This window comes from Pseudomonas shirazensis, from assembly GCF_050496565.1.
Taxonomy (GTDB): domain Bacteria; phylum Pseudomonadota; class Gammaproteobacteria; order Pseudomonadales; family Pseudomonadaceae; genus Aquipseudomonas; species Aquipseudomonas shirazensis_A.
The window spans coordinates 38169-61410 of sequence record NZ_JBNWAE010000003.1 but is presented as its reverse complement, the minus strand read 5'-3'; the positions used below and the strand labels follow the sequence as shown (position 1 = coordinate 61410).

Annotated in this window: 26 protein-coding genes and 1 tRNA gene; 11 read left to right on the top strand and 16 right to left on the bottom strand. The window is 60.7% G+C overall.

All coding sequences use genetic code 11. From position 1 onward, the window contains the following. Positions 1-47 precede the first annotated feature (47 nt). The 10 genes from ahpC to ACQZ2L_RS06010 all read right to left on the bottom strand — a co-directional run bounded on the left by ahpC (position 48) and on the right by ACQZ2L_RS06010 (position 10283). Positions 48-611, bottom strand: a complete 564-nt coding sequence (gene ahpC / locus ACQZ2L_RS06055) for an alkyl hydroperoxide reductase subunit C (RefSeq protein WP_101320669.1) — start codon at positions 609-611, stop codon at positions 48-50. A gap of 135 nt (positions 612-746) precedes the next feature. Then, positions 747-1712, bottom strand: coding sequence for a fimbrial protein (locus ACQZ2L_RS06050; RefSeq protein ID WP_430325220.1), 966 nt, complete (start codon positions 1710-1712; stop codon positions 747-749). Further along, the gene (locus ACQZ2L_RS06045; protein ID WP_430325219.1) at positions 1709-4177 is read right to left on the bottom strand and encodes a fimbria/pilus outer membrane usher protein; all 2469 of its coding nucleotides are present in this window, start codon (positions 4175-4177) and stop codon (positions 1709-1711) included. The genes ACQZ2L_RS06050 and ACQZ2L_RS06045 overlap by 4 nt, the downstream gene beginning before the upstream one ends. Next, positions 4174-4902 (bottom strand): fimbrial biogenesis chaperone, encoded by a 729-nt coding sequence (locus ACQZ2L_RS06040; protein ID WP_430325218.1) that lies wholly within the window; start codon positions 4900-4902, stop codon positions 4174-4176. The genes ACQZ2L_RS06045 and ACQZ2L_RS06040 overlap by 4 nt, the downstream gene beginning before the upstream one ends. Positions 4903-4959: 57 nt before the next feature. Beyond that, entirely contained in the window at positions 4960-5409 is a 450-nt protein-coding gene (locus ACQZ2L_RS06035; RefSeq protein WP_430325217.1) for a fimbrial protein, read from the bottom strand. 270 nt (positions 5410-5679) lie between these two features. After that, positions 5680-7035: a glutathione-disulfide reductase gene (gorA, locus tag ACQZ2L_RS06030; RefSeq protein ID WP_430325216.1), complete on the bottom strand. Its 1356-nt coding sequence runs from the start codon at positions 7033-7035 to the stop codon at positions 5680-5682. 69 nt (positions 7036-7104) lie between these two features. After that, positions 7105-7944 (bottom strand): UTP--glucose-1-phosphate uridylyltransferase GalU, encoded by an 840-nt coding sequence (gene galU, locus ACQZ2L_RS06025; RefSeq protein ID WP_101320675.1) that lies wholly within the window; start codon positions 7942-7944, stop codon positions 7105-7107. A 271-nt stretch (positions 7945-8215) separates the two neighbouring features. After that, the gene (locus ACQZ2L_RS06020; protein ID WP_430325215.1) at positions 8216-9130 is read right to left on the bottom strand and encodes a c-type cytochrome; all 915 of its coding nucleotides are present in this window, start codon (positions 9128-9130) and stop codon (positions 8216-8218) included. Continuing rightward, positions 9127-9777, bottom strand: a complete 651-nt coding sequence (locus ACQZ2L_RS06015; protein ID WP_430325214.1) for a c-type cytochrome — start codon at positions 9775-9777, stop codon at positions 9127-9129. Before ACQZ2L_RS06015 ends, ACQZ2L_RS06020 begins: the two co-directional genes overlap by 4 nt. Before the next feature lie 146 nt (positions 9778-9923). Then, a complete protein-coding gene (locus tag ACQZ2L_RS06010) occupies positions 9924-10283 on the bottom strand; it encodes a hypothetical protein (protein WP_430325213.1) in 360 nt (119 codons plus the stop codon). Positions 10284-10446: 163 nt separating this feature from the next. Between ACQZ2L_RS06010 and ACQZ2L_RS06005 the strand changes: the two genes are divergently transcribed. The 8 genes from ACQZ2L_RS06005 (at position 10447) to csrA (ending at position 16433) form a co-directional block, all read left to right on the top strand. Then, on the top strand, positions 10447-10749 hold the full coding sequence (locus tag ACQZ2L_RS06005; RefSeq protein ID WP_101320683.1) for a DUF1883 domain-containing protein: 303 nt from the start codon (positions 10447-10449) through the stop codon (positions 10747-10749). A gap of 7 nt (positions 10750-10756) precedes the next feature. Then, a complete protein-coding gene (locus ACQZ2L_RS06000; RefSeq protein WP_178080774.1) occupies positions 10757-10927 on the top strand; it encodes a hypothetical protein in 171 nt (56 codons plus the stop codon). Between the two features lie 52 nt (positions 10928-10979). Then, entirely contained in the window at positions 10980-12053 is a 1074-nt protein-coding gene (locus tag ACQZ2L_RS05995) for an NAD(P)H-dependent flavin oxidoreductase (RefSeq protein WP_430325212.1), read from the top strand. A gap of 322 nt (positions 12054-12375) precedes the next feature. Further along, positions 12376-13131 carry a molybdate ABC transporter substrate-binding protein gene (modA, locus tag ACQZ2L_RS05990; RefSeq protein ID WP_430325211.1) on the top strand — a complete coding sequence of 252 codons (756 nt, stop codon included), beginning with the start codon at positions 12376-12378 and terminating at the stop codon, positions 13129-13131. After that, positions 13131-13811 (top strand): molybdate ABC transporter permease subunit, encoded by a 681-nt coding sequence (gene modB / locus ACQZ2L_RS05985; RefSeq protein ID WP_430325210.1) that lies wholly within the window; start codon positions 13131-13133, stop codon positions 13809-13811. Before modA ends, modB begins: the two co-directional genes overlap by 1 nt. Before the next feature lies 1 nt (position 13812). Continuing rightward, positions 13813-14904, top strand: coding sequence for a molybdenum ABC transporter ATP-binding protein (gene modC / locus ACQZ2L_RS05980; RefSeq protein WP_430325209.1), 1092 nt, complete (start codon positions 13813-13815; stop codon positions 14902-14904). A 58-nt stretch (positions 14905-14962) separates the two neighbouring features. Next, positions 14963-15979, top strand: coding sequence for a DNA topoisomerase IB (locus ACQZ2L_RS05975; RefSeq protein ID WP_430325208.1), 1017 nt, complete (start codon positions 14963-14965; stop codon positions 15977-15979). A gap of 253 nt (positions 15980-16232) precedes the next feature. Next, on the top strand, positions 16233-16433 hold the full coding sequence (csrA, locus tag ACQZ2L_RS05970) for a carbon storage regulator CsrA (RefSeq protein WP_101320695.1): 201 nt from the start codon (positions 16233-16235) through the stop codon (positions 16431-16433). Between the two features lie 72 nt (positions 16434-16505). Here the strand turns inward: csrA and ACQZ2L_RS05965 are convergent, their stop codons facing one another. The 3 genes from ACQZ2L_RS05965 to ACQZ2L_RS05955 are packed head-to-tail and all read right to left on the bottom strand — an operon-like array spanning position 16506 to position 19481. After that, positions 16506-16859 carry a response regulator gene (locus tag ACQZ2L_RS05965; RefSeq protein WP_430325207.1) on the bottom strand — a complete coding sequence of 118 codons (354 nt, stop codon included), beginning with the start codon at positions 16857-16859 and terminating at the stop codon, positions 16506-16508. A gap of 10 nt (positions 16860-16869) precedes the next feature. Beyond that, positions 16870-18315: an ATPase domain-containing protein gene (locus tag ACQZ2L_RS05960; protein ID WP_430325206.1), complete on the bottom strand. Its 1446-nt coding sequence runs from the start codon at positions 18313-18315 to the stop codon at positions 16870-16872. A 23-nt stretch (positions 18316-18338) separates the two neighbouring features. Continuing rightward, positions 18339-19481 (bottom strand): two-component system sensor histidine kinase NtrB, encoded by a 1143-nt coding sequence (locus ACQZ2L_RS05955; RefSeq protein ID WP_430325205.1) that lies wholly within the window; start codon positions 19479-19481, stop codon positions 18339-18341. Between the two features lie 317 nt (positions 19482-19798). Between ACQZ2L_RS05955 and ACQZ2L_RS05950 the strand changes: the two genes are divergently transcribed. Both ACQZ2L_RS05950 and ACQZ2L_RS05945 read left to right on the top strand, forming a co-directional pair. Then, positions 19799-19883 (top strand) — tRNA-Leu (locus tag ACQZ2L_RS05950). Positions 19884-19986: 103 nt separating this feature from the next. Continuing rightward, positions 19987-20400: a DoxX family protein gene (locus ACQZ2L_RS05945; protein WP_430325204.1), complete on the top strand. Its 414-nt coding sequence runs from the start codon at positions 19987-19989 to the stop codon at positions 20398-20400. Between the two features lie 37 nt (positions 20401-20437). On the opposite strand, the gene ACQZ2L_RS05940 is transcribed toward ACQZ2L_RS05945, so the two are convergent. Both ACQZ2L_RS05940 and ACQZ2L_RS05935 read right to left on the bottom strand, forming a co-directional pair. Then, entirely contained in the window at positions 20438-20644 is a 207-nt protein-coding gene (locus ACQZ2L_RS05940; protein ID WP_150568829.1) for a hypothetical protein, read from the bottom strand. Positions 20645-20999: 355 nt separating this feature from the next. After that, a complete protein-coding gene (locus ACQZ2L_RS05935; protein ID WP_178080775.1) occupies positions 21000-21167 on the bottom strand; it encodes a hypothetical protein in 168 nt (55 codons plus the stop codon). A 222-nt stretch (positions 21168-21389) separates the two neighbouring features. Here ACQZ2L_RS05935 and ACQZ2L_RS05930 point away from each other — a divergent pair, with 222 nt between their 5' ends. Continuing rightward, positions 21390-21629, top strand: a complete 240-nt coding sequence (locus tag ACQZ2L_RS05930; protein WP_430325203.1) for a helix-hairpin-helix domain-containing protein — start codon at positions 21390-21392, stop codon at positions 21627-21629. 361 nt (positions 21630-21990) lie between these two features. On the opposite strand, the gene ACQZ2L_RS05925 is transcribed toward ACQZ2L_RS05930, so the two are convergent. After that, complete coding sequence (locus ACQZ2L_RS05925; RefSeq protein WP_430325202.1) at positions 21991-22788, bottom strand: hypothetical protein; 798 nt, start codon at positions 22786-22788, stop codon at positions 21991-21993. Between the last annotated feature and the right edge of the window lie 454 nt (positions 22789-23242).

Here is a 23242-nt window from a genome sequence, read left to right as displayed (position 1 = left end):
GACTTCAGCTGTGGCGGCTGTTCACCGCCCGCGACTGGCGCACGATCTTAGATCTTGCCAACCAGGTCCAGCGATGGGGCCAGGGTGGCTTCGCCTTCTTTCCACTTGGCCGGGCAGACTTCGCCTGGGTGAGCGGCAACGTACTGGGCAGCTTTGACCTTGCGCAGCAGCTCGCTGGCGTCACGGCCTACACCACCGTCGTTGATTTCAACGATCTTGATCTGGCCTTCCGGGTTGATCACGAAGGTACCGCGATCAGCCATGCCTGCTTCTTCGATCAGCACGTCGAAGTTGCGCGAGATGACGTGGGTTGGGTCACCGATCAGCGGGTACTTGATCTTGCCGATGGTTTCCGAAGTGTCGTGCCAGGCTTTGTGGGTGAAGTGGGTGTCGGTCGACACACCGTAGATTTCCACGCCCAGCTTCTGGAACTCGGCGTAGTTGTCGGCCAGGTCACCCAGTTCGGTTGGGCAAACGAAGGTGAAGTCGGCTGGGTAGAAGAACACGACAGCCCACTTGCCTTTCAGGTCGGCTTCGCTGACCTGAACGAATTCGCCATTGTGGAAGGCAGTAGCGTTGAACGGTTTGACCTGGCTGTTGATGATAGGCATGAGAGAAGCTCCGTCATGGGATTAAGAAGTGGTTGACGGGGAGAATACTAACCACCTGAACCGGCGATGGCTCATTGGCAAAGCTCATGCTGCTGATTGGTTTTGGCTATAAGCGGCTCAGCTCGATAGATCCTTTCATTCATAGGACAGCAACACAGTCGCCCGCGCCCTGGCCACGCCGGGCCGAACCTGCCGGGCAATCTGCACATACGCCGCACGCAAGCCTATGCGCACAACGTCGTCACCAGGTCGCACCCTGGCCACGCTGTGGCGCGCGCCGCCCAACTGCAGCAAGCCGCCATCACTGCGCATAAGACGCACGCCCAGGCCGGCAGCGCTGGATTCGCCGGTCAGTTGCAGATGATCACTGGCGCCTCCCCCGCTGGCATCTTCGAACTGGGCAATGACCTGCACCGGACGGCCGTCTTCACCCGGCTGGCAGCGCAAGCGCAACTCGAAGTCGACAGCCGCCGACTGGCTGCCGAGGCCGCGGAACCGGCTCCAGGACTGCACGCCCAGGCTGACCTGAGTATGCCGACTGGAGCTGTCCAGATGGCAGGTCGGCTGCTGCACGCCCACGCTGATCAGCGCTGGGCTCAGGCTCAGGCGCTGAAGCAGCTGCGCGCCCGCATAGGCCTCGGCCGCAACCGCCGGCAGCCGCAGATCACCTGCACTGATCGGGCCGGTCTTGATCAACGCCAGCTCATAACCGCCGCCGAAGCGATGCTCACCTGCCGGCAACAGCCGCTCGCTCATCGGCCAGGTCAGCGCACTGCGCTCGCCGGGTAGCGGCCGCAGCCTGACACTGATACCGGCGACGCTGCTCGGCAACAGCCCCGGCTGCCCGGCGCCTGGGCCTGGCGCGTGCAGCCATCCCTCGCGCAACGGCGCCGGTTGGCTGCAGCTCAGCAGCAGTGGCGCGCCATGCACCTGCTTGCTGAACAGCACCTGGCCAATGCCGGCCGTTGCCGGCAACTGCAACTGCGCCGGTAATGCCAGCGCCAGGCGCGCCGGCTGCTGGCCCGCGTCCAGCCGGCATTCGGCCGCGGCCAATGGGGTGATGAGCAGACTCAACATAAACAGGCCGAACGAAGGTTTCATGCTTGATCCTCAGGATGGGCAAGGCAGGCAGCTACCAGCGCCTGGGCAGGCGCCGCAGTGCGCTGGGCGATACGGCAGCGTTGCCCGGCAGCGCTACCCCAGATCACATCCAGCGCTGCCTGCTGGTCGTCACTGCGCAGGTGCAGGCGGCTGCCCTGGCCAACCAGGCCCAGTTCAGTGCCATGCACATCGGTTACCTGCGCGCCAAAAGGCAACGCCTGGCCGTGTTCGCGGCGGGCTTCGAGCGTCCACTGGCGACCGCTGCGGGTGGCGAATTGCAGATACCCCACAGCCCCAGCGCGTGGCACCAGCGCCTGCGCAGTCAATTGCAGTTCGACCTGATCGGTCATCCCGCGCGGGTCGAGCTCGACGCTGTTGACGCTGTAGGGGGTCAGCGTCGGCGTCACGGCATAACCGCGGCTGTCAAGACGTATATAGGGATGCTGGGCGATGCGCGCCGACTCGGCGCCGGGCGCGTGGACAATGGCAAAGCTCTCGCCCAGCGGCGGCGCTGCAGTCACGCCTCGCGCATGGGCCACCAGCGCACCACGCATGCCCAGTGCGGCCTGACGCTGACCGGGACGGCTGGCCAGCGAGCCACTGAGTTCGCCCGCAGCGCTGCGGCGCAGCAGGTCGGCGTCAAACCCGGTGGCGCTGTCAGCGCCACCTTGGCGCACCGCAGCCAGGCCGTAGCCCCATTGATCATGTTCACCGGCAGTGGCGCTCCAGCGCAGACTGGCGCTGGACTTGCCCTCGCTGTCCAGATTCAGGCCGCTGCTGACCGCGCCGCTTCGGCGCACGCCCAACGGGGCGCTGACCGTCAACGTCAGGCTGTTGAGCGCGAGGCCATTGACACGCTGTTCGCGGTTCAGGTTCAGGCCGTAGCCGAGGGTGCGATAGGCATTGTGATAACCCAGGCTGTAACTGGTAGTGCCAGCCTGCCCTCGCCAGCGCTGGCTGCTGATGGCGCTCAAGTTGAGACGACCGCCGCCAGGCCCGAGGTCTTGATTGAGGCTTGCGCTGGCACGCCAGCGGGCCTGATCGCTGCGGCCATCGGCGCGAGCAAAGGCAAAGTCATTGAAGGTTTGGTAGCCCGGGCTGTCGGTCTGGGTCAGGCTCAGGCCCAGATCGGTGGCGCTGTATTCGAGCCGATGGCGCCAGCTCAGTCGCAGCGCCTGACCCTGCAGTGCCTGCCCCGGCCGAGGCGTGGAACGTGACAGGTACGCGGTCAGGCCGAACGCGCCGAACTGACTATTGATCGCAGCCCCCAGGGCACTGGCCAGATAATCATCACTCAGCCAGCCGCCGCCGTGGACACTCAGTTGATTATCCAGCCCCTGCTGCCAACTGCCCTGGACAAAGGCGGGCCCCGTGTCGCCTTGACCGTCTCGCCAGACGCCACCGTTGAGTTCGAAGCGATGCGCGCCAGGGCGTAATGCCAATGGCGCAGCTTGATAGGGCATGATGAAACTGCGCACACTGCCATCGGCTTCGCGCAGGGTCACCTGCAGGTCCTGATTGACCCCGCTGGCATACAGGTCATCGATCTCGAACGGCCCTGGCGGCACCGTCGATTCATGCAGCAATACCCCGCGCTGGCGAATGCTGAGCAGTGCAGTGCTATTGGCCACACCGCGTACCACCGGGGCAAAGCCGCGGAGCGATTGCGGGAACATGCGTTCATCACTGCTGACTTGCAGCCCGCGGTACGCCGTTGTCTCGAACACATCGCCGACACTGTAACCATCACCTGCCGTGAACTGCGCCGACCAGCTCGGGATATCCCGCCGTACCCAGTTCGCTGAAGGCTGATAGCGCGAGCCGCCATCGCTGGCCGCTTGCCAGCTACCTTCATGGCGCCAGTACCAGGCACCGGTGTTGACGCCCGCACGCACGCCGAGATAGCCCTGCCGGCTGCTGCTGTGCTGCTGCAGATCACGCTGCTGGAACAGGTTCATGCGGTAGTCGACAAAGCCTGCCGTGACACCGGAGTCCCAACTGCTGGGTGGCAGATAGCCGTCCGGTTGCCTGAGCAAGGCTTGCTGAGCGATCTCGAGGTGCAAGCTGAGTTCGGCAAAGTTCAGCTCTTCGCTGGCGGCCAACTGCAATGCCGCCAGGTGCAGGCAGGCGTGCGCGTCTGCCAGCGATTCGGCAACCGCTGCTGGCAGTTGCCCCATGTCCACGCCGAGAGCCTGTAACAGTGACGTACCGTAACAAGCGCTGGCTTGCAGGTTGGGGCCCTGGCGCCGCAACGCGACCGAATGACGCCCCATCCACCGCTGGTTGAGGGTGATGTCGAGGGTCACTTCGGTTTCCGGTACTGCTTGCTCGCTCTGGTACCGCTGCAGGTCCAGGCTGGTGCCGGGCCGCAAAAACCCGGCTTCGAATTCGACCGCGTGGGTCACCTGGGTGGCCAGGCCGCTGGCCAGCGCAGCCAATGCGCAAGAAGGGATCCAGCGTTTCATGGATGCGCCAGCCCGGTGCCCTCGCGCAAGGCGCCATAGTCATCGATGGCTGCATAGCTGACCACGACCGCCGTGCCTGGCACAGGCTGCAGACCTGGCATGACAAATCTGGCGCTCGCCAATGGCGGTACGTGACTGGGCTCGCCCTCCAGCTCACGGCCATCCTGTTGCGTACCAAGGCTGCTCAAATTAACAAAATAGGGTGTTGGATTATGGGCCTCGAGGACCCAATCCTGAGCCTCACGCACCACCTTCCAGGTCAGTTTGCCGTGGGCCTGCGCCGCACTGCCGCTCAACCCTGCAGGCCGATACAGCAGCTTGATCCGGCTGCGCAGCGACACCTGCAGGACGTTACCCTCGACCTTGGGTGGAACATCCAGGACATTCAGCCAGTACATGCTCTCCCGGTCTGCCGGCAGCGCTGGGCCAAGCTTGCCAATGCGCAGGCTCTGGCCCTTCTTGGGGTCTATGCGAAACAAGGGTGGCGACAGGCTGAACGGTACGTCCAGCTCTTCCAGTGGCGCTTGCGCACGGCCGTCGTCGATCCAGGCCTGGACCAACGAAGGCTTACTACCTTCATTGCTGAGCCTTACAGTGACTTCGGATTGCTGTGCCGGGTAAATCACCCGAGTGGTGGCAATTACCACACTGGCGCTGGCCTGGACGGGCAGTAACAAAGCGCACAGCAGCAGCCCGCACACGCGAGCGTGAACAAACGATGGCATGAGGGAGTACTCGCAGAGGGTTGGAAGGCAGCTCCGGATGGAGCCGCCTGACAGCATTCAGAGGTAGTTCAGCGAGTACTGAACGCGCGAGCTGACCGGGCCGGGAGTGGCCGCACCCGTGGCGTAATAGTTGACCGAGTACTGCAAAATCGCACCGCCGCTGGCGATAGGAACGATTTGCGAGTTCTGGCTACCGTTGGCGCCGGCCAGGTTTATTGGAACGCGGGCATTGTTGAGCAGCTGCAGCTGGACATTGTCGGCACCACCGGCATCGGTGATCAGGCGTCCTTCAGGGCTGATGGTCGGACCAGGCTCGAAGTAGGTGGAGACACGACTGATGCCTGGGGCACAGTCACTCAGACGCAACTGGAACGGCCTGTTACCGGCAACCTGGCCGGCCCGCGACAAGGCCGAGGCGTTGACCGGATGCAAGCTCACCGCCAGGTCGTTATTGCCGCCATTGATCACACAGGTTGCCGCGAGTACTTCTCCCGAGAAGTTGATCATGCCATCTGCGGCATGAGCAGAAGTGACGGCCCCAAGCAATGCACAGCAAGCTGCAAGCGAAGCTTTCGATACCATATTCATGTTCACCTTTGCTGGTTCAGATAAGCGCCCAGGGCTGTGCCTGGCCGGCACCACCGCTGGGGTGCCGGCTCAGTATCTGCAAGGTGTCCATGACTTGATGTCGGATCGGGTAGCTGCCACGGGCGTTAAGGCGCCAGCCACTGTAGGAAAGTCTCTACCCCAGTGTCGGCCCTTAACCCACTGGCCGCCTTAGCGCGTTGCTGTGCGCATCGTCACGAACTCTTCGGCGGCTGTAGGATGCACGCCAATAGTCTCATCGAAATGCGCTTTGGTCGCGCCTGCCTTGAGCGCAATACCCAGGCCCTGAATGATCTCCCCTGCATCCGGCCCGACCATGTGGCAACCCAGTACCTTGTCGGTTTCGGCGTCCACCACCAATTTCATCAGGGTCTTCTCCTGAATGTCAGTGAGGGTCAGCTTCATGGCACGGAAGCGGCTTTCGAAAACCTGCACCTTGTGGCCAGCTTCAATGGCCTGTTCTTCGGTCAGCCCAACCGTACCGATCGGTGGCTGGCTGAACACGGCAGTGGGGATGTTCTGGTAATCCACCGGGCGATACTGTTCCGGTTTGAACAAGCGTCGCGCTACAGCCATGCCTTCAGCCAGCGCCACAGGCGTCAGTTGAACCCGACCGATCACATCGCCAATCGCCAGGATGGAAGGCTCAGTGGTCTGGTATTGCTCATCGACGCGCACGAAGCCACGCTCATCGAGCTCCACACCCGTGTGCTCAAGCCCTAGGTTGTCCAGCATCGGCCGGCGGCCTGTGGCGTAAAATACGCAGTCGGTGAGCAGCTCGCGGCCATCCTTGAGGGTGGCCTTGAGGCTGCCGTCTGCCTGCTGGTCAATCCGTTGAATGTCGCTGTTGAACTGCAGGTCGACGCCACGCTTCTCCAGTTCATCCTTGAGGTGAGTGCGCACCGAGCCGTCGAAGCCGCGCAGGAACAGGTCGCCGCGATAAAGCAGGCTGGTGGCGCTGCCAAGCCCTTGGAAAATACCGGCGAACTCGACCGCGATATAGCCGCCGCCGACCACCAGAATTCGCTTGGGCAACTGCTTGAGGAAGAACGCCTCGTTGGACGTGATCGCGAGCTCTTTGCCCGGGATGTCCGGCACCTGCGGCCAGCCACCGGTAGCAATGAGAACATGCTTGGCCGAATAGCGCTGACCGTTGATTTCGACTTCATTGGCGCCCGTCAGCCGCGCATGGCCTTCGAGCAGGGTTACACCGCTGTTGACCAGCAAGTTGCGATAAATGCCATTGAGCCGCTCGATTTCGCGATTCTTGTTGGCAATCAGCGTGCCCCAGTCGAAGTGCCCCTCTTCCAGCGTCCAGCCGAAGCCGGCAGCCTGCTCCATTTCGTCAGCGACGTGGGCGGCATACACCATCAGCTTTTTCGGCACGCAGCCGACATTGACGCAGGTACCGCCCAGGTAGCGGCTCTCGGCCACAGCGACCTTGGCGCCAAAACCCGCCGCGAATCGCGCGGCACGCACACCGCCGGAACCGGCACCAATCACGAACAGATCAAAATCGTAAGTCACAATCCAGACTCCACAAAAAAGCCACCCAAGAGGGTGGCTGTTTTTAGTACGGGCTGCAAGCCTGCAGGCTTAGTAAGCCTTGCCAGCCTTGTAGAAGTTCTCGAAGCAGAAGTTGGTCGCCTCGATGTAGCCTTCGGCGCCGCCGCAGTCAAAGCGCTTGCCCTTGAACTTGTAGGCGATCACACAGCCTTCCTGCGCCTGCTTCATCAGCGCGTCGGTGATCTGAATCTCGCCGCCTTTGCCTGGCTCGGTTTCACGGATCTTCTGGAAGATGTCCGGGGTCAGGATGTAGCGGCCAATGATGGCCAGGTTCGACGGGGCGTCTTCCGGGGCTGGTTTCTCGACCATGCTGTTTACCCGGTAGATGTCGTCGCGGATCATCTCGCCAGAGATAACGCCGTACTTGTTGGTTTCCTGCGGGTCGACTTCCTGAATGGCAACGATCGAGCAGCGGAACTGGTTGTACAGCTTGACCATCTGCTGCAGGACGCCGTCGCCGTCGAGGTTGACACACAGGTCGTCCGCCAGCACGACCGCAAACGGCTCGTCGCCGATCAACGGTTGGCCGGTCAGGATGGCATGGCCCAGGCCTTTCATTTCGGTCTGACGGGTGTACGAGAACGAGCACTCGTCGAGCAGACGGCGAATACCGACCAGGTACTTTTCCTTGTCGGTGCCTTTGATCTGGTTTTCCAGCTCGTAGCTGATGTCGAAGTGGTCTTCAAGCGCACGCTTGCCACGCCCGGTCACGATGGAGATCTCGCTCAGGCCGGCATCCAGTGCCTCCTCGACGCCATACTGGATCAGTGGCTTGTTTACCACTGGCAGCATTTCCTTGGGCATGGCTTTGGTAGCTGGCAGGAAGCGGGTGCCGTAGCCGGCTGCCGGGAACAAGCATTTCTTGATCATATACGTCCTTAACAAGGGCTTAGCGTACGAAATTCGGCGCAGTCTAATCAGGCGGCGCGCACCTTACAATGCCCAGCCTGAAGCGACCGCTGCCATGATAGAGATACCCCAGTGTAGTTAGTTCCAACGGATCGCAAATATTCAGCCTGTTGCCGGCGGGTTTGGTCCGTAGACCGCGGGCTCTGGTCGCCCTGAGCCCGCTCCGATGCGCGTCCTTTTCACGCCATTGCATAGGTAAAAAGACGCGTATCAGAAGTGCCTACCGCAAGCGTTACCGGGTTGTCCCCTGCCCGATCACCACGCCATCCACCTTTTGTCCATACAAGTTGACGCCGTCATTGGCATGAAACTTCAACCTGGTTTTCTCAACCGAGCCTTCAACCAGGCGCGGGTCCTGCGGCCGTTCGTGGCGATTGATCCATGCAGCGACATCCCATGCCTGCTGATCGCTGAGGCTGCCGGGCTTGCCGAGTGGCATGTTGTACTTGATGAACGATGCCGCCGTATTGATCCGGTGCATGCCAGCGCCCCAGTTGTAGGAGTCCTTGCCCCACAGCGGTGGCATCACGTATTCGCCTGCCACCTGCTGGCCTTCGCCCTGATCACCGTGGCAGATCGCACATTGCTCGCGATACACCTGCTGGCCGCGCTTGAAATCATACCCACCCTTGGGCTGAGGCACTTCGGGATAACCACGCCCAGGTGTCTCGACCGCGGTCGGCGCATTGGTCGACAGCCAGTAAGAATAAACGCTCAGTGCGGTCATCTGCGGGCTGTCCGCCGCAGGCGGCTTGCCGTTCATACTGAACTGGAAGCAGCCCTGAATGCGCTCGGCAAAGGTGTTGACCTTGTCGTTTTTCTTGCGATAGGCCGGATACATCGGATAAGCGCCCCACAGCGGCGCAGAAAACGCCATACGGCCCTGATCAAGGTGGCAATTGCTGCAGTTCATGCCGTTGCCCACGGCCTCGGGCATCAGACGGCGGGTATCGACAAACAAGGCATGGCCCTCGCGGACCATCTGGCCAAAGGCGTTGTCCGGAATCTGGGTTTCAGCGGGCGGCGCGAACTGCACGGCAGCCTGCGTACCGGGCACCTTGAGCTGGGATTGATCTTCCATGGCAATCGGCGTGGCAGCCTGAGCACTGCCCATGGCCAACAACAGGGTGGCAATGATCGGCTTCATGGCTTGACCTCCTGGGCCAGTGGATGGGCGAAGAACTCGGCAACTGCCGTGATCTCGGCATTGGTCATGGCCTTGGCCACGCCGACCATCAACTGATTGGGGTCATTGCTACGGCTGCCATCGCGCCAGGCATTGAGCTGCGCCACCAGATACGCGGCGGGCTGCCCTGCCAGTGGCGGGAAGTGCTCACCGACGCCGCTGCCGCCTGGCCCGTGGCACTGCACACAACCCGGGATTTGCCGGCCCCAGTCGCCGTACAGGGCCAGGCGCGACACCGGGTCGGTGGCAATCTGCTGGCGACGCAGATCAGGGGCTGGGTCACTCGGCAGGCTGGCCAGGTACTCACTGACGGCTTTGGCTTCCTGCGCGCTCAAGGCCTTGGCCAGCGGCTCCATCACCGGCTGCTTGCGGCTGCCACTGCGAAAGTCCTGCAGCTGCTTGTTCAGGTAACCGGCGGATAAGCCGGCCAGCCGCGGAAACCCTGCCGCGGCGATGCCCTTGGCATCGGGGCCATGACAGCCCAGGCAGGCCATTGCAGCGGGGTTGGCCCCACCCTGGGTAAAGATTTTCTGACCTTCGGCGGCATGCGCCGCGGGCCAGGCCAGGATCAGCGCAGTGCTGATCGCAAAACGACTCAACGGATTCATCACGGAACGCTCCATTTCCTTGTTATAAGCTTAGGCTTAAAAGGTATAAGCACAAAAATAGTAGGCTTATCCTCCGGCAGGCAACAACGCTTACTGGACAAGAACATGGCAATTGGCCCGCTAAATGGCCGTTTAACTGAGCTGGATCAAGATCCGGAGATGCATTTGGTCGTGGCTGCGCGCACATCACCCAGGCGCAGCGGGAAGTTGCTCAGCCGCTCACGCAGCTTGATGCTGCTGCCGCTGCCACGCTTGTCGATGTCCAGCAATGCCGCTGGGCCCGTGCCCGCGGTGAGCTTCTGCGGTACGATCAGGCGCAGGCCGTCGCCGCGCTGTTCCTGCACCAGCTCGTCGCGGCTACTCGCCAACTCGGCCTTGACGCAGTCGGCGTATACCTGAGGCGCCTTGCCAGACATCACATCCATGGTTTCTCGCGATTGCTCAAGCTCAGCGACACTAACGCAGCCGCCCAGAGTCAAGGTCATCGCCGCCACCGCCCACTTCATTGGAATACCTCTGCCTGCTTTAAAGAATGTGTATGACAACAACCGGGTGGGTTTGCTCCCTGCTTTGGCGGATTTATCCCTACCCTAGCCATCAGGGGCGGGAGTGTACCGCTACATCGTGATATCTTGCGCAATTGCACGAACAAACTTTGCGGAGCATCACATGAAATTCGTACACCAGCGCGAGCACCTCAACGAGGACGACATTGTCGTGATCGAGTGCTCCCAGCGCTGCAACATTCGCCTGATGAACGACGCCAACTTCCGCAGCTTCAAGAATGGCGGGCGTCATACCTATCATGGCGGCGCGTTCGACCAGTTCCCGGCGAAGATCGTCGTACCCAGCACCGGCTTCTGGAACATCACCCTCGACACGACCACGCCGCGGCCGATTTCGGTCACGCGCAAGCCAACCTTCACGCACAAGATCAAAATCGTGCGTCGCTCGTCGTCGCAACTGAGATAAGCCCGCCATGACCCAGAACATCAAGTACGTGATCAAATACAAGCTCGATGGCGAGCAACGCTTCGACTTCGCCGTGATGCCGGACAACTCCGAAGAGCAGGCGCGCCTGGCGCTGCAACAGATCCATGGCGATGACGTCGCCAAGATCAGCGACATCAAGGTCAGCAAGGCCCTGTAAACCTGGCCCGGGCTGGGCCGCCGAGTTGCAACAGACGTTGACAGGAGTGCACATGAGCAACTGGCCAGACCGCCGTATCCTGGATCTGCTCGGCATCGATGTGCCAATTCTGCAAGCACCGATGGCCGGCGCCACCGGCGCACCCATGGCCATCGCTGTAGGCTCTGCTGGCGGCCTGGCCGCCCTGCCCTGCGCCATGCTCAGCCTCGACCAGGTGCGCAGTGAGGTGGCAGCATTCCGCGCAGCCTGCGCTCGGCCTTTGAACCTGAACTTCTTCTGCCATCAACCGCCGCCCGCGGACGCAGCCCGCACACTGCGCTGGAAGCAGGCCCTGCAGCCGTATTATCAGGAGCTGGGCGCTGATTTCGCCGCGCCGACGCCGGCATCCAACCGCGCGCCATTCGATGAGCACAGCTGCCAACTGGTTGAAGAACTGCGGCCGCAGGTGGTCAGCTTTCACTTCGGCCTGCCCGCTGCCAGCCTGCTGCAGCGGGTCAAGGCCACCGGCGCCAAAGTGCTGTCGAGCGCAACCACGGTGCAGGAAGCGCTTTGGCTGGAACAGCACGACTGCGATGCGATCATCGCCATGGGTTACGAAGCCGGCGGCCATCGCGGCATGTTCCTCAGCGATGACATCACCAGCCAGATCGGCACCTTCGCCTTGATCCCGCAAATTGTTGACGCGGTGCAGCTACCGGTGGTCGCTGCCGGTGGCATTGCCGATCATCGCGGCCTGGTTGCCGCGCTGGCTCTTGGCGCATCGGCGGTGCAGATCGGCACTGCCTACCTGTTCTGCCCGGAGGCGAAGGTATCTGCGGCCCACCGGCAGGCGCTGGATACCGCCCCCGCCAGTGACACAGCGCTGACCAACCTGTTCACCGGGCGCCCCGCGCGCGGCATCAACAACCGCATCATGCGCGAGCTTGGCCCGATGAGCGATCTGGCACCTGCATTCCCGCTGGCAGGCGGCGCGCTGATGCCGCTGCGAGCGATCAGCGACAGCGCGGGCAGCAGTGACTTCAGCAATCTGTGGGCCGGCCAGGGGTTGCGCCTTGGTCGACACCTGCCTGCGGCAGAGCTGACCAGAGACATTGCCGAGCGCGCGCTGGAGCAGTTAGGGCGCTGATTTGATTCCGCCTTTATGGCCATTCCTTTCAAGGTCTCTGTATTTTTCTGAATTTTCCTCTGGTTTGAGATCCCGGGGCCGCTTTGCGGCCCTTTCGCGACACAAGGCCGCTCCTACAGTAGATAGCGCAAGGCAAAGATGCGCGGTCTCTGTAGGAGCGGCCTTGTGTCGCGAAAGGGCTGCAAAGCAGCCCCAGCAGACTCAAGCCGAGAATTAATTCCGAAGACCTTGAAAGGGATGGCCACTATGGCCCTTCCCGTAGAGCCGACTCTCGCTATATAGTCTCGTATATAACGAAAACCTGCTCCCGGAGAGTTGCTTGATGCGCACGCGCTTGTCCTACCTGGCCGCAACGGCGGCCACCCTGCTCGCCTGCACCAACGCCTGGGCCGATGAAGTTCAGGTTGCCGTCGCAGCCAACTTCACCGCGCCGATCCAGGCGATTGCCAAAGACTTCGAGAAGGACACCGGGCACAAGCTAGTGGCCTCCTTCGGCGCGACGGGCCAGTTCTATGCACAGATCAACAACGGCGCGCCTTTCGAAGTATTCCTGGCGGCCGATGACAGCACTCCGGCCAAGCTTGAGCAGGAAAAGCAGACTGTTGCCGGCTCGCGCTTCACCTACGCCATCGGCACCTTGGCACTCTGGTCTGCAAAGCCAGGCTACGTCGACGCACAAGGCGAAGTGCTGAAAAAAGATGGCTACCAGCACCTGTCGATCGCCAACCCCAAGACCGCTCCCTACGGCCTGGCAGCGACGCAGGTGCTGGCCAAGCTGAAACTGACTGAAGCCACCAAGGGCAAGCTCGTCGAAGGCCAGAACATCACCCAGGCGTTCCAGTTCGTGTCGACCGGCAACGCTGAGCTGGGCTTTGTCGCGCTGTCGCAGATCTACAAGGATGGCAAAGTCGAGAATGGCTCGGCCTGGATCGTCCCGTCCAACCTGCATGAGCCGATTCGCCAGGATGCGGTGATCCTCAACAAAGGCAAGGACAACCCGGCTGCCAAGGCGTTTATCGATTATCTCAAAAGCCCCAAGGCCACTGCCGTGATCAAATCCTACGGTTATGAGATCTGATGCCGCTTGATGCTGCAGACTTCGGAGCGATCTGGCTGACCTTCAAACTGGCCAGCCTGACTACGCTGATTCTGCTCGTTATCGGTACACCAATTGCCTGGTGGCTGGCGCGCACCCGTTCGTGGTTGCGCGCCCCGATCGGCGCAGTGGTCGCGCTGCCTTTGGTGCTGCCACCGACGGTGATCGGCTTTTATCTGCTGATCGCCCTCGGCCCGCACGGCTGGCTGGGCCAGGCCACTCAGGCGCTCGGCCTGGGCAGCGTGGTATTCAGCTTCACCGGCCTGGTGATTGGCTCGGTGGTGTACTCCATGCCGTTTGTGGTGCAACCCCTGCAAAACGCTTTCAGCGCGATTGGCTCAAGGCCTTTGGAAGTGGCCGCCACGCTGCGTGCAAGCCCTTGGGACACGTTCATTCATGTCGTGCTGCCGCTGGCTCGGCCGGGGTTCGTCACTGCCAGCATCCTTGGCTTTGCCCACACCGTGGGCGAGTTCGGTGTGGTGTTGATGATCGGCGGCAATATCCCTGACAAGACCCGCGTGGTGTCGGTGCAGATCTTCGACCATGTCGAGTCTATGGCCTACGCACAAGCACACTGGCTGGCCGCAGCCATGCTGGTGTTCTCGTTCCTGGTGTTGCTCCTGCTGTATGCGGGGCGCCGTGGCAAGTCCGGCTGGAGTTGAGATGAGTGCTTCAATACTGGCGCGACTGACCCTGGCGCGCGACGATTTCACCCTGGATGTCGACCTGCAACTGCCAGGTTCAGGGATCAGCGCCTTGTTCGGCCATTCCGGGTCGGGCAAAACATCGTGCCTGCGATGCCTGGCGGGTCTGGAGCGTGCAGCGAGCGCCTATATCGAGGTCAACGGTGCAGTGTGGGAAGACACTACCAGCGGGTTTTTCCTCCCCCCACATCGACGGCCGATCGGCTATGTATTCCAGGAAGCCAGCCTGTTCCCCCACCTGTCAGTGCGCGCCAACCTGGAGTTCGGCTGGCGCCGGGTGCCGGCGGCACAGCGCAAGGTCAGCCTTGAACAGGCGTGTGCGCTACTGGGCATCGGCCATTTGCTCGAGCGCCGTCCAGCCACCTTGTCTGGCGGCGAAGCGCAGCGGGTCGGTATCGCTCGCGCCCTGCTCAGCAGCCCGCGCCTGCTGTTGCTGGACGAGCCATTGGCAGCGCTGGATGGACCACGCAAACGCGAGATCCTGCCGTATCTGGAGCGTTTGCATGAAGAGCTGCAGATTCCAATGGTCTACGTCAGCCATGCCCAGGATGAAGTGGCGCGGCTAGCCGACTACCTGGTGTTGCTGGAGCAGGGCAAGGTGCTCGCAAGCGGCCCCATCAGCGAGACACTGGCGCGGCTGGACCTGCCGTTGGCCCAGAGCGACGATGCCGGCGTGGTACTGGAAGGGCTGGTGGTTGGCCATGATCCGCACTATCAACTGTTCGACCTGCGCTTGCCGGGCAATGACAGCCAACCACTGCGTATCGCTCACCCATCGTTGCAGGTTGGCAGCACGCACCGGCTGAAGATCCAGGCCCGCGATGTCAGCCTGGCCTTGGCGGCAGACAGCCAGTCGAGCATTCTCAACCGCTTGCCCGTGCGCGTGCGTGAGCTGCGCGCCGCCGATAACCCGGCCCATCTGCTGGTCAGCCTGGATGCTGCTGGCACTGCCTTATTGGCGCGCATCACTCGCTATTCCGCCGAGCAGCTCGGCGTGCACCCGGGCCAAGCGCTATGGGCGCAAATCAAATCGGTCGCTGTTTTACTCTGAGCATCCACGCCAACGGCGTTGTCCATTGAGCAGACACCTGGTCGCTGGATGCCGCCCCATGCTCGATTGCCCGCTGCCCCGTTCCCTGCACTATGTCGACGACAGCCAACCCGGCCTGAGCCGACGCCGATGGCGTGATCGCTTTATTTACCTGGACGCGGACGGCGAACGGGTGCGCGATGAGGCGACGCTTGCGCGCATCGCCGCGCTGGTCATCCCACCGGCCTACACCGACGTGTGGATCTGCGCCGACCCGCAGGGCCACCTGCAAGCCACCGGCCGCGACGCCCGCGGACGCAAACAATATCGCTATCACGAGAAATGGCGCGAAGTGCGCGATCAGCACAAGTACGGGCGCATGCTCGCCTTCGCGCAGGTGCTGCCCAAACTGCGCAAGCAGCTCGACGCCCACCTGCGCCGGCCAGGGCTGGGCCGGGAAAAGGTCATGGCGCTGGTGGTCAGCCTGCTCGACTCGACCCTGATCCGCGTCGGCAATCGCCAGTACATGCGCGACAACAACTCCTATGGATTGACCACCCTCAACTCCGATCATGTCGAGGTCAAGGGCAGTACCATTCGCTTCCAGTTCAGAGGCAAGCGCGGCGTGGAGCACAACGTTACGTTGCGCGATCGGCGGCTGGCCGGCCTGGTCAAACGCTGCATGGAGCTGCCCGGGCAGACGTTATTCCAGTACCTGGATGACAACGGCGAGCGGCACAGCATCGGCTCCAGCGATATCAACCTGTTTCTGCAGCAGCTGACCGGCGCTGACTTTACCGCCAAGGACTATCGCACCTGGGCCGGCAGCAGCCTGGCCTTGCACCTGTTACGGCCATTGGCCTGGGAGCCGGAAACCGAAGCCAAGCGCCAGGTCACGGCCATTGTGCGTCAGGTTGCCGCACGACTGGGCAACACGCCGGCAGTGTGCCGACGCTGCTACATCCACCCGGCAGTACTTGAGCACTTCCAGCTGGGCCGCCTTGGCGCGCTGCCGCGGGCCCGTATTCGCCAAGGCCTGGAGCCTGAAGAAGTCACGTTGATGCACTTTTTGCGGGCACTGCAGGAGGCCGATTGAGCGGGTCTATATGTGCTATCAAGCAGAGAAATTTCCCATCTGCGCGTAAGCCCCCTATCCTTGCCCCCGAGCACCTGCGCCGGGGCACTTCAACCCGTAAAACCGGCACCTGCAGCTAGAGACATGAAACAGATTTTATTGCCGGGGGAATTACTATCCTCCGAAAGCGTCTTTAATGAGAAGGAAGAGGGACACGCTCCCGCCGCAGCGGTAACTGACCGCACGGTTTTCGTTATTACCCAAGGAGAACTACATGCTGATACTCACCCGCAAGGTCGGCGAAAGCATCGTCATCGACGATAATATCAAAGTGACCATTCTGGGCGTCAAAGGGATGCAAGTGAGGATCGGCATCGATGCGCCTAAAGATGTTCAGGTTCATCGCGAGGAGATTTTCAAACGCATCCAGGCAGGCAGCCCTGCACCGGAAAAGCCCCACGACGAGCAACACTGAAACCTGCATCGCTTGAAGCCGCACGGATGCGCTTGACCGATCGGCCCGCCGATGCGGGATCTTGCCAAGCCCTTAGCCGGCCAGCAGCTCCCGCACTTTGGCAATCAATTCATCGGGATGAAAGGGTTTCTGAAATACCGCACCGAACAAATCGTCGTCCGCTTGCGCGGCTTGCGCGCCGCTCATCAAGATCAGCGGCAAATGCGACAGTGCAGGATCCTTTCGAATTGCCTTGGCCAATTCCTGGCCATTCTTCTTCGGCATCATGTAATCGGTAATCACCAGATCAACAGGCTTCTTGCGCAGCAGATCCAGCGCCTTCTCGCCATTGTTGGCCTTTTCCACCAGGAAACCCTCGTCCTCCAGGGCATAACCCAGGATCTCGGCGATCAGGTATTCGTCATCGACGATCAAAATGGTCTTCATCGCTGGACTTTCAGCCGCCCTCCGACTGAGTAGGCGTGCCGCTAAGCATTGCGCTGGCACCTTCGAACGCCTTGCGCACCACCACCCCATCCGGCCCCATGCACAGCTCATGGAGCGCAGGGTCGTAGTCGCTGTCGCGTACCTTGAGCAGTGACAGCATGCGCCGCAGTCGGCAATCGAGCTCGACAAAGCGGGTCAGGATCAGGTTATCGACGATGCTCGACATGTCGGGTGACGGCGCACTGACTTCGGCACCAAACAGATCACGCACTTCCCACGTCATCAACATCGTCACATCGCGGGCACGCAGCTCGCCGATCAGGGCGCGGAAGAAGCCATTGATGCGCGCCGGATCGAATGCCAGCCGGCTGAGTGCGCCGAGGCTGTCGATCACCACGCGCTTGGCGCCGAGGCTATCTACCTGTTTCAGCAAGCGCGCGCCGACCTGATCGAGCAGGCCTTCAGTGGTTGGCTGCCAGCTCAACAGCAATGCCCCCGAGCGCTCCAGCGCAGCGAAGTCGTAACCAAAGGCACTGGCCTTCTGGCGCAATCGGGTGGGCGATTCGTAGAAGCCAAAATGCACCGCCGGCTGTGCAGGTGACGCAGCCGCTACGAATGCCAGGCCCAGGGAAGTTTTGCCGATCCCCGACGGCCCCATTACCAAGGTGGTGGAGCCGACACTGACGCCACCGCCGAGCATGTCGTCCAGCGCTTGCGAGCCGGTGCTGATAGCTTCCATTGTCTCCGAGCCAGGGTGGCTGGGATGGCTGTAGAGCGCCTCCAGACGCGGAAACACCGTCAGCCCGGCGCTATCGATCTGGCACTCGTGCAAGCCAGACAACGCAGCGCTGCCGCGGGTCTTGCGCAGCTGAATAGTGCGCACGGCACGGCTGCCAACCAACGTCTCGCCCAGCTCGATGACGCCATCGACCATGGTGTGTTCGGGGCTGCCTTCCTGCAGGCGCGAACTGGTCAACAGCAGCACGGTGCAGCCCGCGAAGGCGGCATGCCCTTGTAGCTCGGAGATGAATTTCTTGGTGTCGAGCGTGGTTTCGGCACGTATGCGGGCATTGAGCAGGCCATCTACGATCAGCAGGCTGGCCTGCTGCCGGCCAATCTCCTGACGTATCAGCCGCACCACGGCATCCAGGCCCTCCTGTTCGAGGGTGTCGAACGCGCTGACAAACTGGATCTGATCGCCGATCAGCGCCGGGTCGAAGAATTCCAGCGTCGACAGGTACTGGAACAACCGCTCATGAGATTCGCTAAGCAGAGTGGCCACCAGCACCCGCCCGCCATTGCGCACATGGCCGAACGCCAACTGGTTGGCGAGGATGGTCTTGCCCGCCCCAGGCGGGCCTTGGACGACATAGGACGCGCCCGCGACCAGGCCGCCCCGCAGTAAAGCATCCAGCCCTTCGATACCTGACTCGACTCGCTTGAGTACTTCAACCATGGCCGCTACCTGTCGGGTTCGCGTTAAGGGGGGCTCAGCACCGCCGGCAGGTACAGGCACATACTGGTGCCCTCCCCGACCTTGCTGGACACACAGATGGCACCATTGCTCTGCTTGGCAAAGCCATACACCTGGCTAAGACCCAGCCCGGTGCCCTTGCCAAACGGCTTGGTGGTGAAAAACGGCTCAAAGATACGCGGCAGCACATGCGCCTCGATACCCGCGCCGGAGTCTTGCACATTGAACCGCACGAACGGCCCGTACAGGCCCTCGACCTCACCTGCCAACTGCACGCAATCGACCTCGAGGCGAATCCGCCCCTCACCTTCGATCGCATCGCGCGCATTGAACAGCAGATTGAGCAGCACCATCTGCAATTGGCCAGGGTCAGCCTCGATCAGCGGCAGCTCTGCCGCCAGTTGCTGCTCGAATTCGATGCTGCTGGGTAGCGCGTGCTCGATCAAGCCACGGGTCGAGTCAATCAGCGCGAGCGGAGCAATTCTTGCCGAACTCAACTGGCGATGGCGGGCAAAACTGAGCAGTTGCTGAGTCAGCTGAGTGCCCCGCTGCCCTGCATCGATGATGTGTTCGAGCAGGCGCTGGACCCGCTGCGGGTCCTGGCTATTGCTGGCCATCCGCGCCGAGCTGAGGATGATCGTCAGCAGGTTGTTGAAGTCATGCGCCAGCCCGCCGGTCAACTGGCCGAGCGCTTCGAGCTTTTGCGCCTGGAACAACTGCGCGCGTACCGCGTCGAGCTGCAGCGCAGACTCGCGCCGGTCGGTGATATCGCGCGTGACCTTGGCCAGGCCGATGATCTGACCCTGCTCATCACGCACCACGTCCAACGCAGCCAAGGCCCAGAATTGCGTACCATCCTGACGCACGCGCCAGCCTTCATCCTGGGCGACGCCATTGTCCAAGGCCTTGCGCAGGATCTGTTCAGGGCGATTCTGGGCGCAGTCTTCAGGCGTGAAAAACACGGAAAAATGCTGACCGATGATCTCTGCGGCCTTATAGCCCTTGATACGTTCTGCGCCTGCGTTCCACGACACTACGCGGCCAGAGGGATCAAGCATGTAGATAGCGTAATCAACCACCGACTGAACGAGCTGCTCGTAGCGGTTGGCGGTCATTTCGGATTGGTCCGGGTGGTCGGTTGAAACCATGAAAACTCCACAGGCACCACAGGGTGAGGCATAAACATAACGTTGAGTCTACTCGCCCTTTACAGCCTAAGCGAAGCCCTTGACGAGTAGCCGACTTATCGCTCCCAGTGAGTAGCGTGGTCGCCTGAAAAGTCGCGAACAGTGGCTTAATGACACTATCGTGTCAATTGCCTACAGTTCAGACTTCAGGGATCACCGAGAAATTCCTGCATGGAGGGGTGTTTTGTTGACGCATCTATAACGATGGGTTATAAAGCGCGCTTGATTGCAGAGCACTTGTTTCACGACGTGCCGGTCGCACAGACCCTTTCAAGCGTGCGAGTGTGGTGGAATTGGTATACACAGCAGACTTAAAATCTGCCGGCGTGAGCCTTGCGGGTTCGAGTCCCGCCACTCGCACCACTATTGCGTAAAAGGCGCCCTACGGGGCGCCTTTTGTTTGCGCGCAAGAATTGCTCGCAACTCCTGCTACAGTGAAATCATCCAACTTCACTGGTACCCCACCATGCGCTATACCCTGTTCGCCGGTCAACGCGATGCAATCATCCTGCTCGCACGCATCCTGCTGATGATCCTGTTCGTGCTCTCGGGCTGGAGCAAGCTAACCGGCTTTGAAGGCACGGTCAGCTACTTCACGTCGATAGGTGCACCTGCACCAACACTTGCAGCTGTCATCGCAGTGATCATGGAGTTCTTCGTCGCAATCGTGCTGATTCTTGGCTTCTACACGCGACCATTGGCGATGCTGTTCGCGCTATTCGTGGTCGGCACCGCACTGATCGGCCACCCGTTCTGGGACATGGTCGAGCCTGCGCGCAGCGCCAACATGACCCAGTTCTTCAAGAACATGAGCATTGTCGGTGGCCTGCTGCTGCTCGCCGTGACGGGCGCTGGGAGATTCTCGCTGGATCGGCGCTGAGTGCTTGCGATCGGCTTGAGCTGCGTGCTGGTGTGAGTCAGTCGTCTACGTCATCGTGCCAGGCAGGATGGTCATATTCGTCGTCGCTGTCATCGAGGGTGCTCTCATCGAGCGTGCTTTCGTCATCCTCGACCTCATCCAGCAAACCTTGGGCATCGGCCTCGGGTGCAAAGTCTTCATAGAGGAATTCGTGATCAAGCAGATGATCGTGTTCGGGTTCGTGGAGGTCGTGTTCGTCGCTCATACCAGGCTCCTTGAATAGCTCGCCTGTATAAAGCGATCATCGGTGCAGGTCAACGGCTGAACTGTTAATCCCGACTTAACCAGGGCATTGCACCCTGCCTGAGCTCCCTTCAAGAATCCTTGCCTGCCTAACGGCGGGCTTTTTTTTCGCCTGCAGATCACCTGAATGATCTTGCTACATCGTCTTCACGTTTTACTGACAAGCCCGGCCAGATACTACACAGGCTCCGTACGATCTTTAGACCCGCCCACCGTTGGCGGGTTTTCTTTGCCTGCGATTCGGCAAGCGCGCAACTCGGCGTCCAGCCAGCGCAGCGCATACGCGCCCGCGCCGAAGGACACCTGTCACTGCAGACTCACGGCGTCTTGGCAGCCTGAGCCTTGGTCCAGTGCACCTTCGGCGCGGCAGGGTTGAAACCGCTGACGCCTCTTGGCACTTCCTTGATCTCGCCGCCCTTGGACAAGAACTGCTCAATTTGCTCATTCAAGCGCAGTTGAGCGTGATGGGTCGCAGACTGGGACATGCTGATACCTCACTGATGAGCCACTCAGAGAGAGGACTCGCCCGCCACTATACACCGCAAAGTACGCAAGCAGGACTTTAAAGCCAGATAAAGCGAGATCCCTGCCAAATTTGCGCAGATATCAGCAAGATTACCGAGCGTAAAACTTCGCGCCCTTGCCTCGGTTGTGGTGACCTCGAATATGAGTGAAGCTTGGCGAAACTCACGGAAAGAGGATGAACCATGCCGTTTTCAGCGGACGAACGCGCAGCCCTGCTGGCGCTCAAGGGCGTAGGCCCGACGGTTATCAGCAGGCTTGAGCAGATGGGCATTGAATCGCTGCAGATGTTGGGCGATGCGAACGTTGACGACATTCTGGCGCAGGCCTCGGCAGCGCTGGGGTCAACTTGCTGGAAGTACAGCCCGCAGGCGCGAGCGGCGATTAGTGCGGCGGTAGAGCTTGCTAGAAAGGCGAACGGCTAGATCTGCACAAGGGGAGTAGATCACCACTTCCTCATCAGCAAGGCGAGCAAATGAATGCGCTTTGCACCTGATTGGAAGAAGTACGTCAACGAACTGAGCACCCACGCAAAGCTGATCTAGACCACAACGGGCATAACGAACGCGTCAAGAGAATTGCAATGTCCGAACCACACGCCAGTTAGCGTCCAGTCGTAAAACCCAGCGCGGGGCTGGGCTCATGCGCTCAAGCGGCTAAGGCGCTTTGGATGTGCACTGCGGAATGCTAGCAATATTCGCATACTCACAGGTTTCAAGGTTGCAATGAAAATCCCGAGGCTTTTTTCGACGCAGCATTACCGCATTAAATCTCTCGGGACAGAGGCTAGCGATGCGAGGGCGCGGGCGTCAATATCACCAGGACGGTCTTGTAAGTTGAGTTTGGCCCTACGTTTCCTTTACGGTCGGTGAGCGTGTAGTACAACGCACCTTTGCCCTCAAAGGTAATATGACTTTCCAGCAAATCAAACGTAACCGGCACAGACAATTCTGTACGGGTGAAAATCCCGACTTCTTTCGCCAAGGCATCCGAGGGCCCAAAAAACAGCGTCACTACATCATTGATCTTGGCATTTGCATAATCACCTCGGACACTAACCACTACCTTGCCACCATTTGCATCCAGGTACTCTCTGGTGATCCCATCAGCCTCCACTTCACGCGGCAAAGTAACCAGTGTACCGGGCTGGTTATCATTGGGAGTTGCCGTATCGATATTCACCTCCAACGGCAGCGATGACGTGACGTTGCCGACGAGATTGAGTTCATATGACAAGGAAAAACGCCCCTGCATAGTCGTCTCGGATGCTGGCAACGTCAGCTCCACAGGAAAATCGGTAATCGGCGTCGTGAACATAGACGATGTATCCACCAGGGCGCCGTTCCAGTAGAGATCGATTACCCCCCTTCTGCCATCTGGGCCCTGCTCGAAAACTGGCACATCAATCGTCAAATCGGTGCCGCGCAGGTGTTTCGGTAACTGATTCGGATCATCATCTGCCGTATCAGCCAACAACGGGTTCTTGCTGCTAAATGCAGGGGCATCAAGGCCTGCAGTATTCGAGCGAGAGTCAGTTGCCGCCATGCGTGCTGCAGCGGCAGCGATGCTGTTTTCAGTACTCATAGTGTGCTACCTCATTTTTGAATGACTCATATTGGCCAACACCGCGTAATTCCATACCGAGTGAGGGGGAGTACGCAACATTGCACACCGCACCACGAATCCGCGCTACTGACAGAAATGTCAGGTAAGACTGCAGGGCAGTACCGATCATGGACTTGCCAGCCTGCACCAACTGCGGCGTCACCCCACATCCGTCATTACTTAAGCTCTGTACGAAAAGAGTTGTCGCAATCGCCGTATGGAAAAAGCCATTTACAGCGTTTACGCGGACGACTACGTGGCCTTGAGGGAATGCTGACTCCGCACGCACAGGCTGGAGGTAGCTGATGTCACTGGCTCGACCACCAGAGCGTCTCAATGAATAGTGCGGAGGCCGACCCCAAGCTTCATCCGGGAGTTCGTAAAGCCTTGTCCTCACAGAACCTTTCCGTAGATGGCCGGGATCCCTACAGAA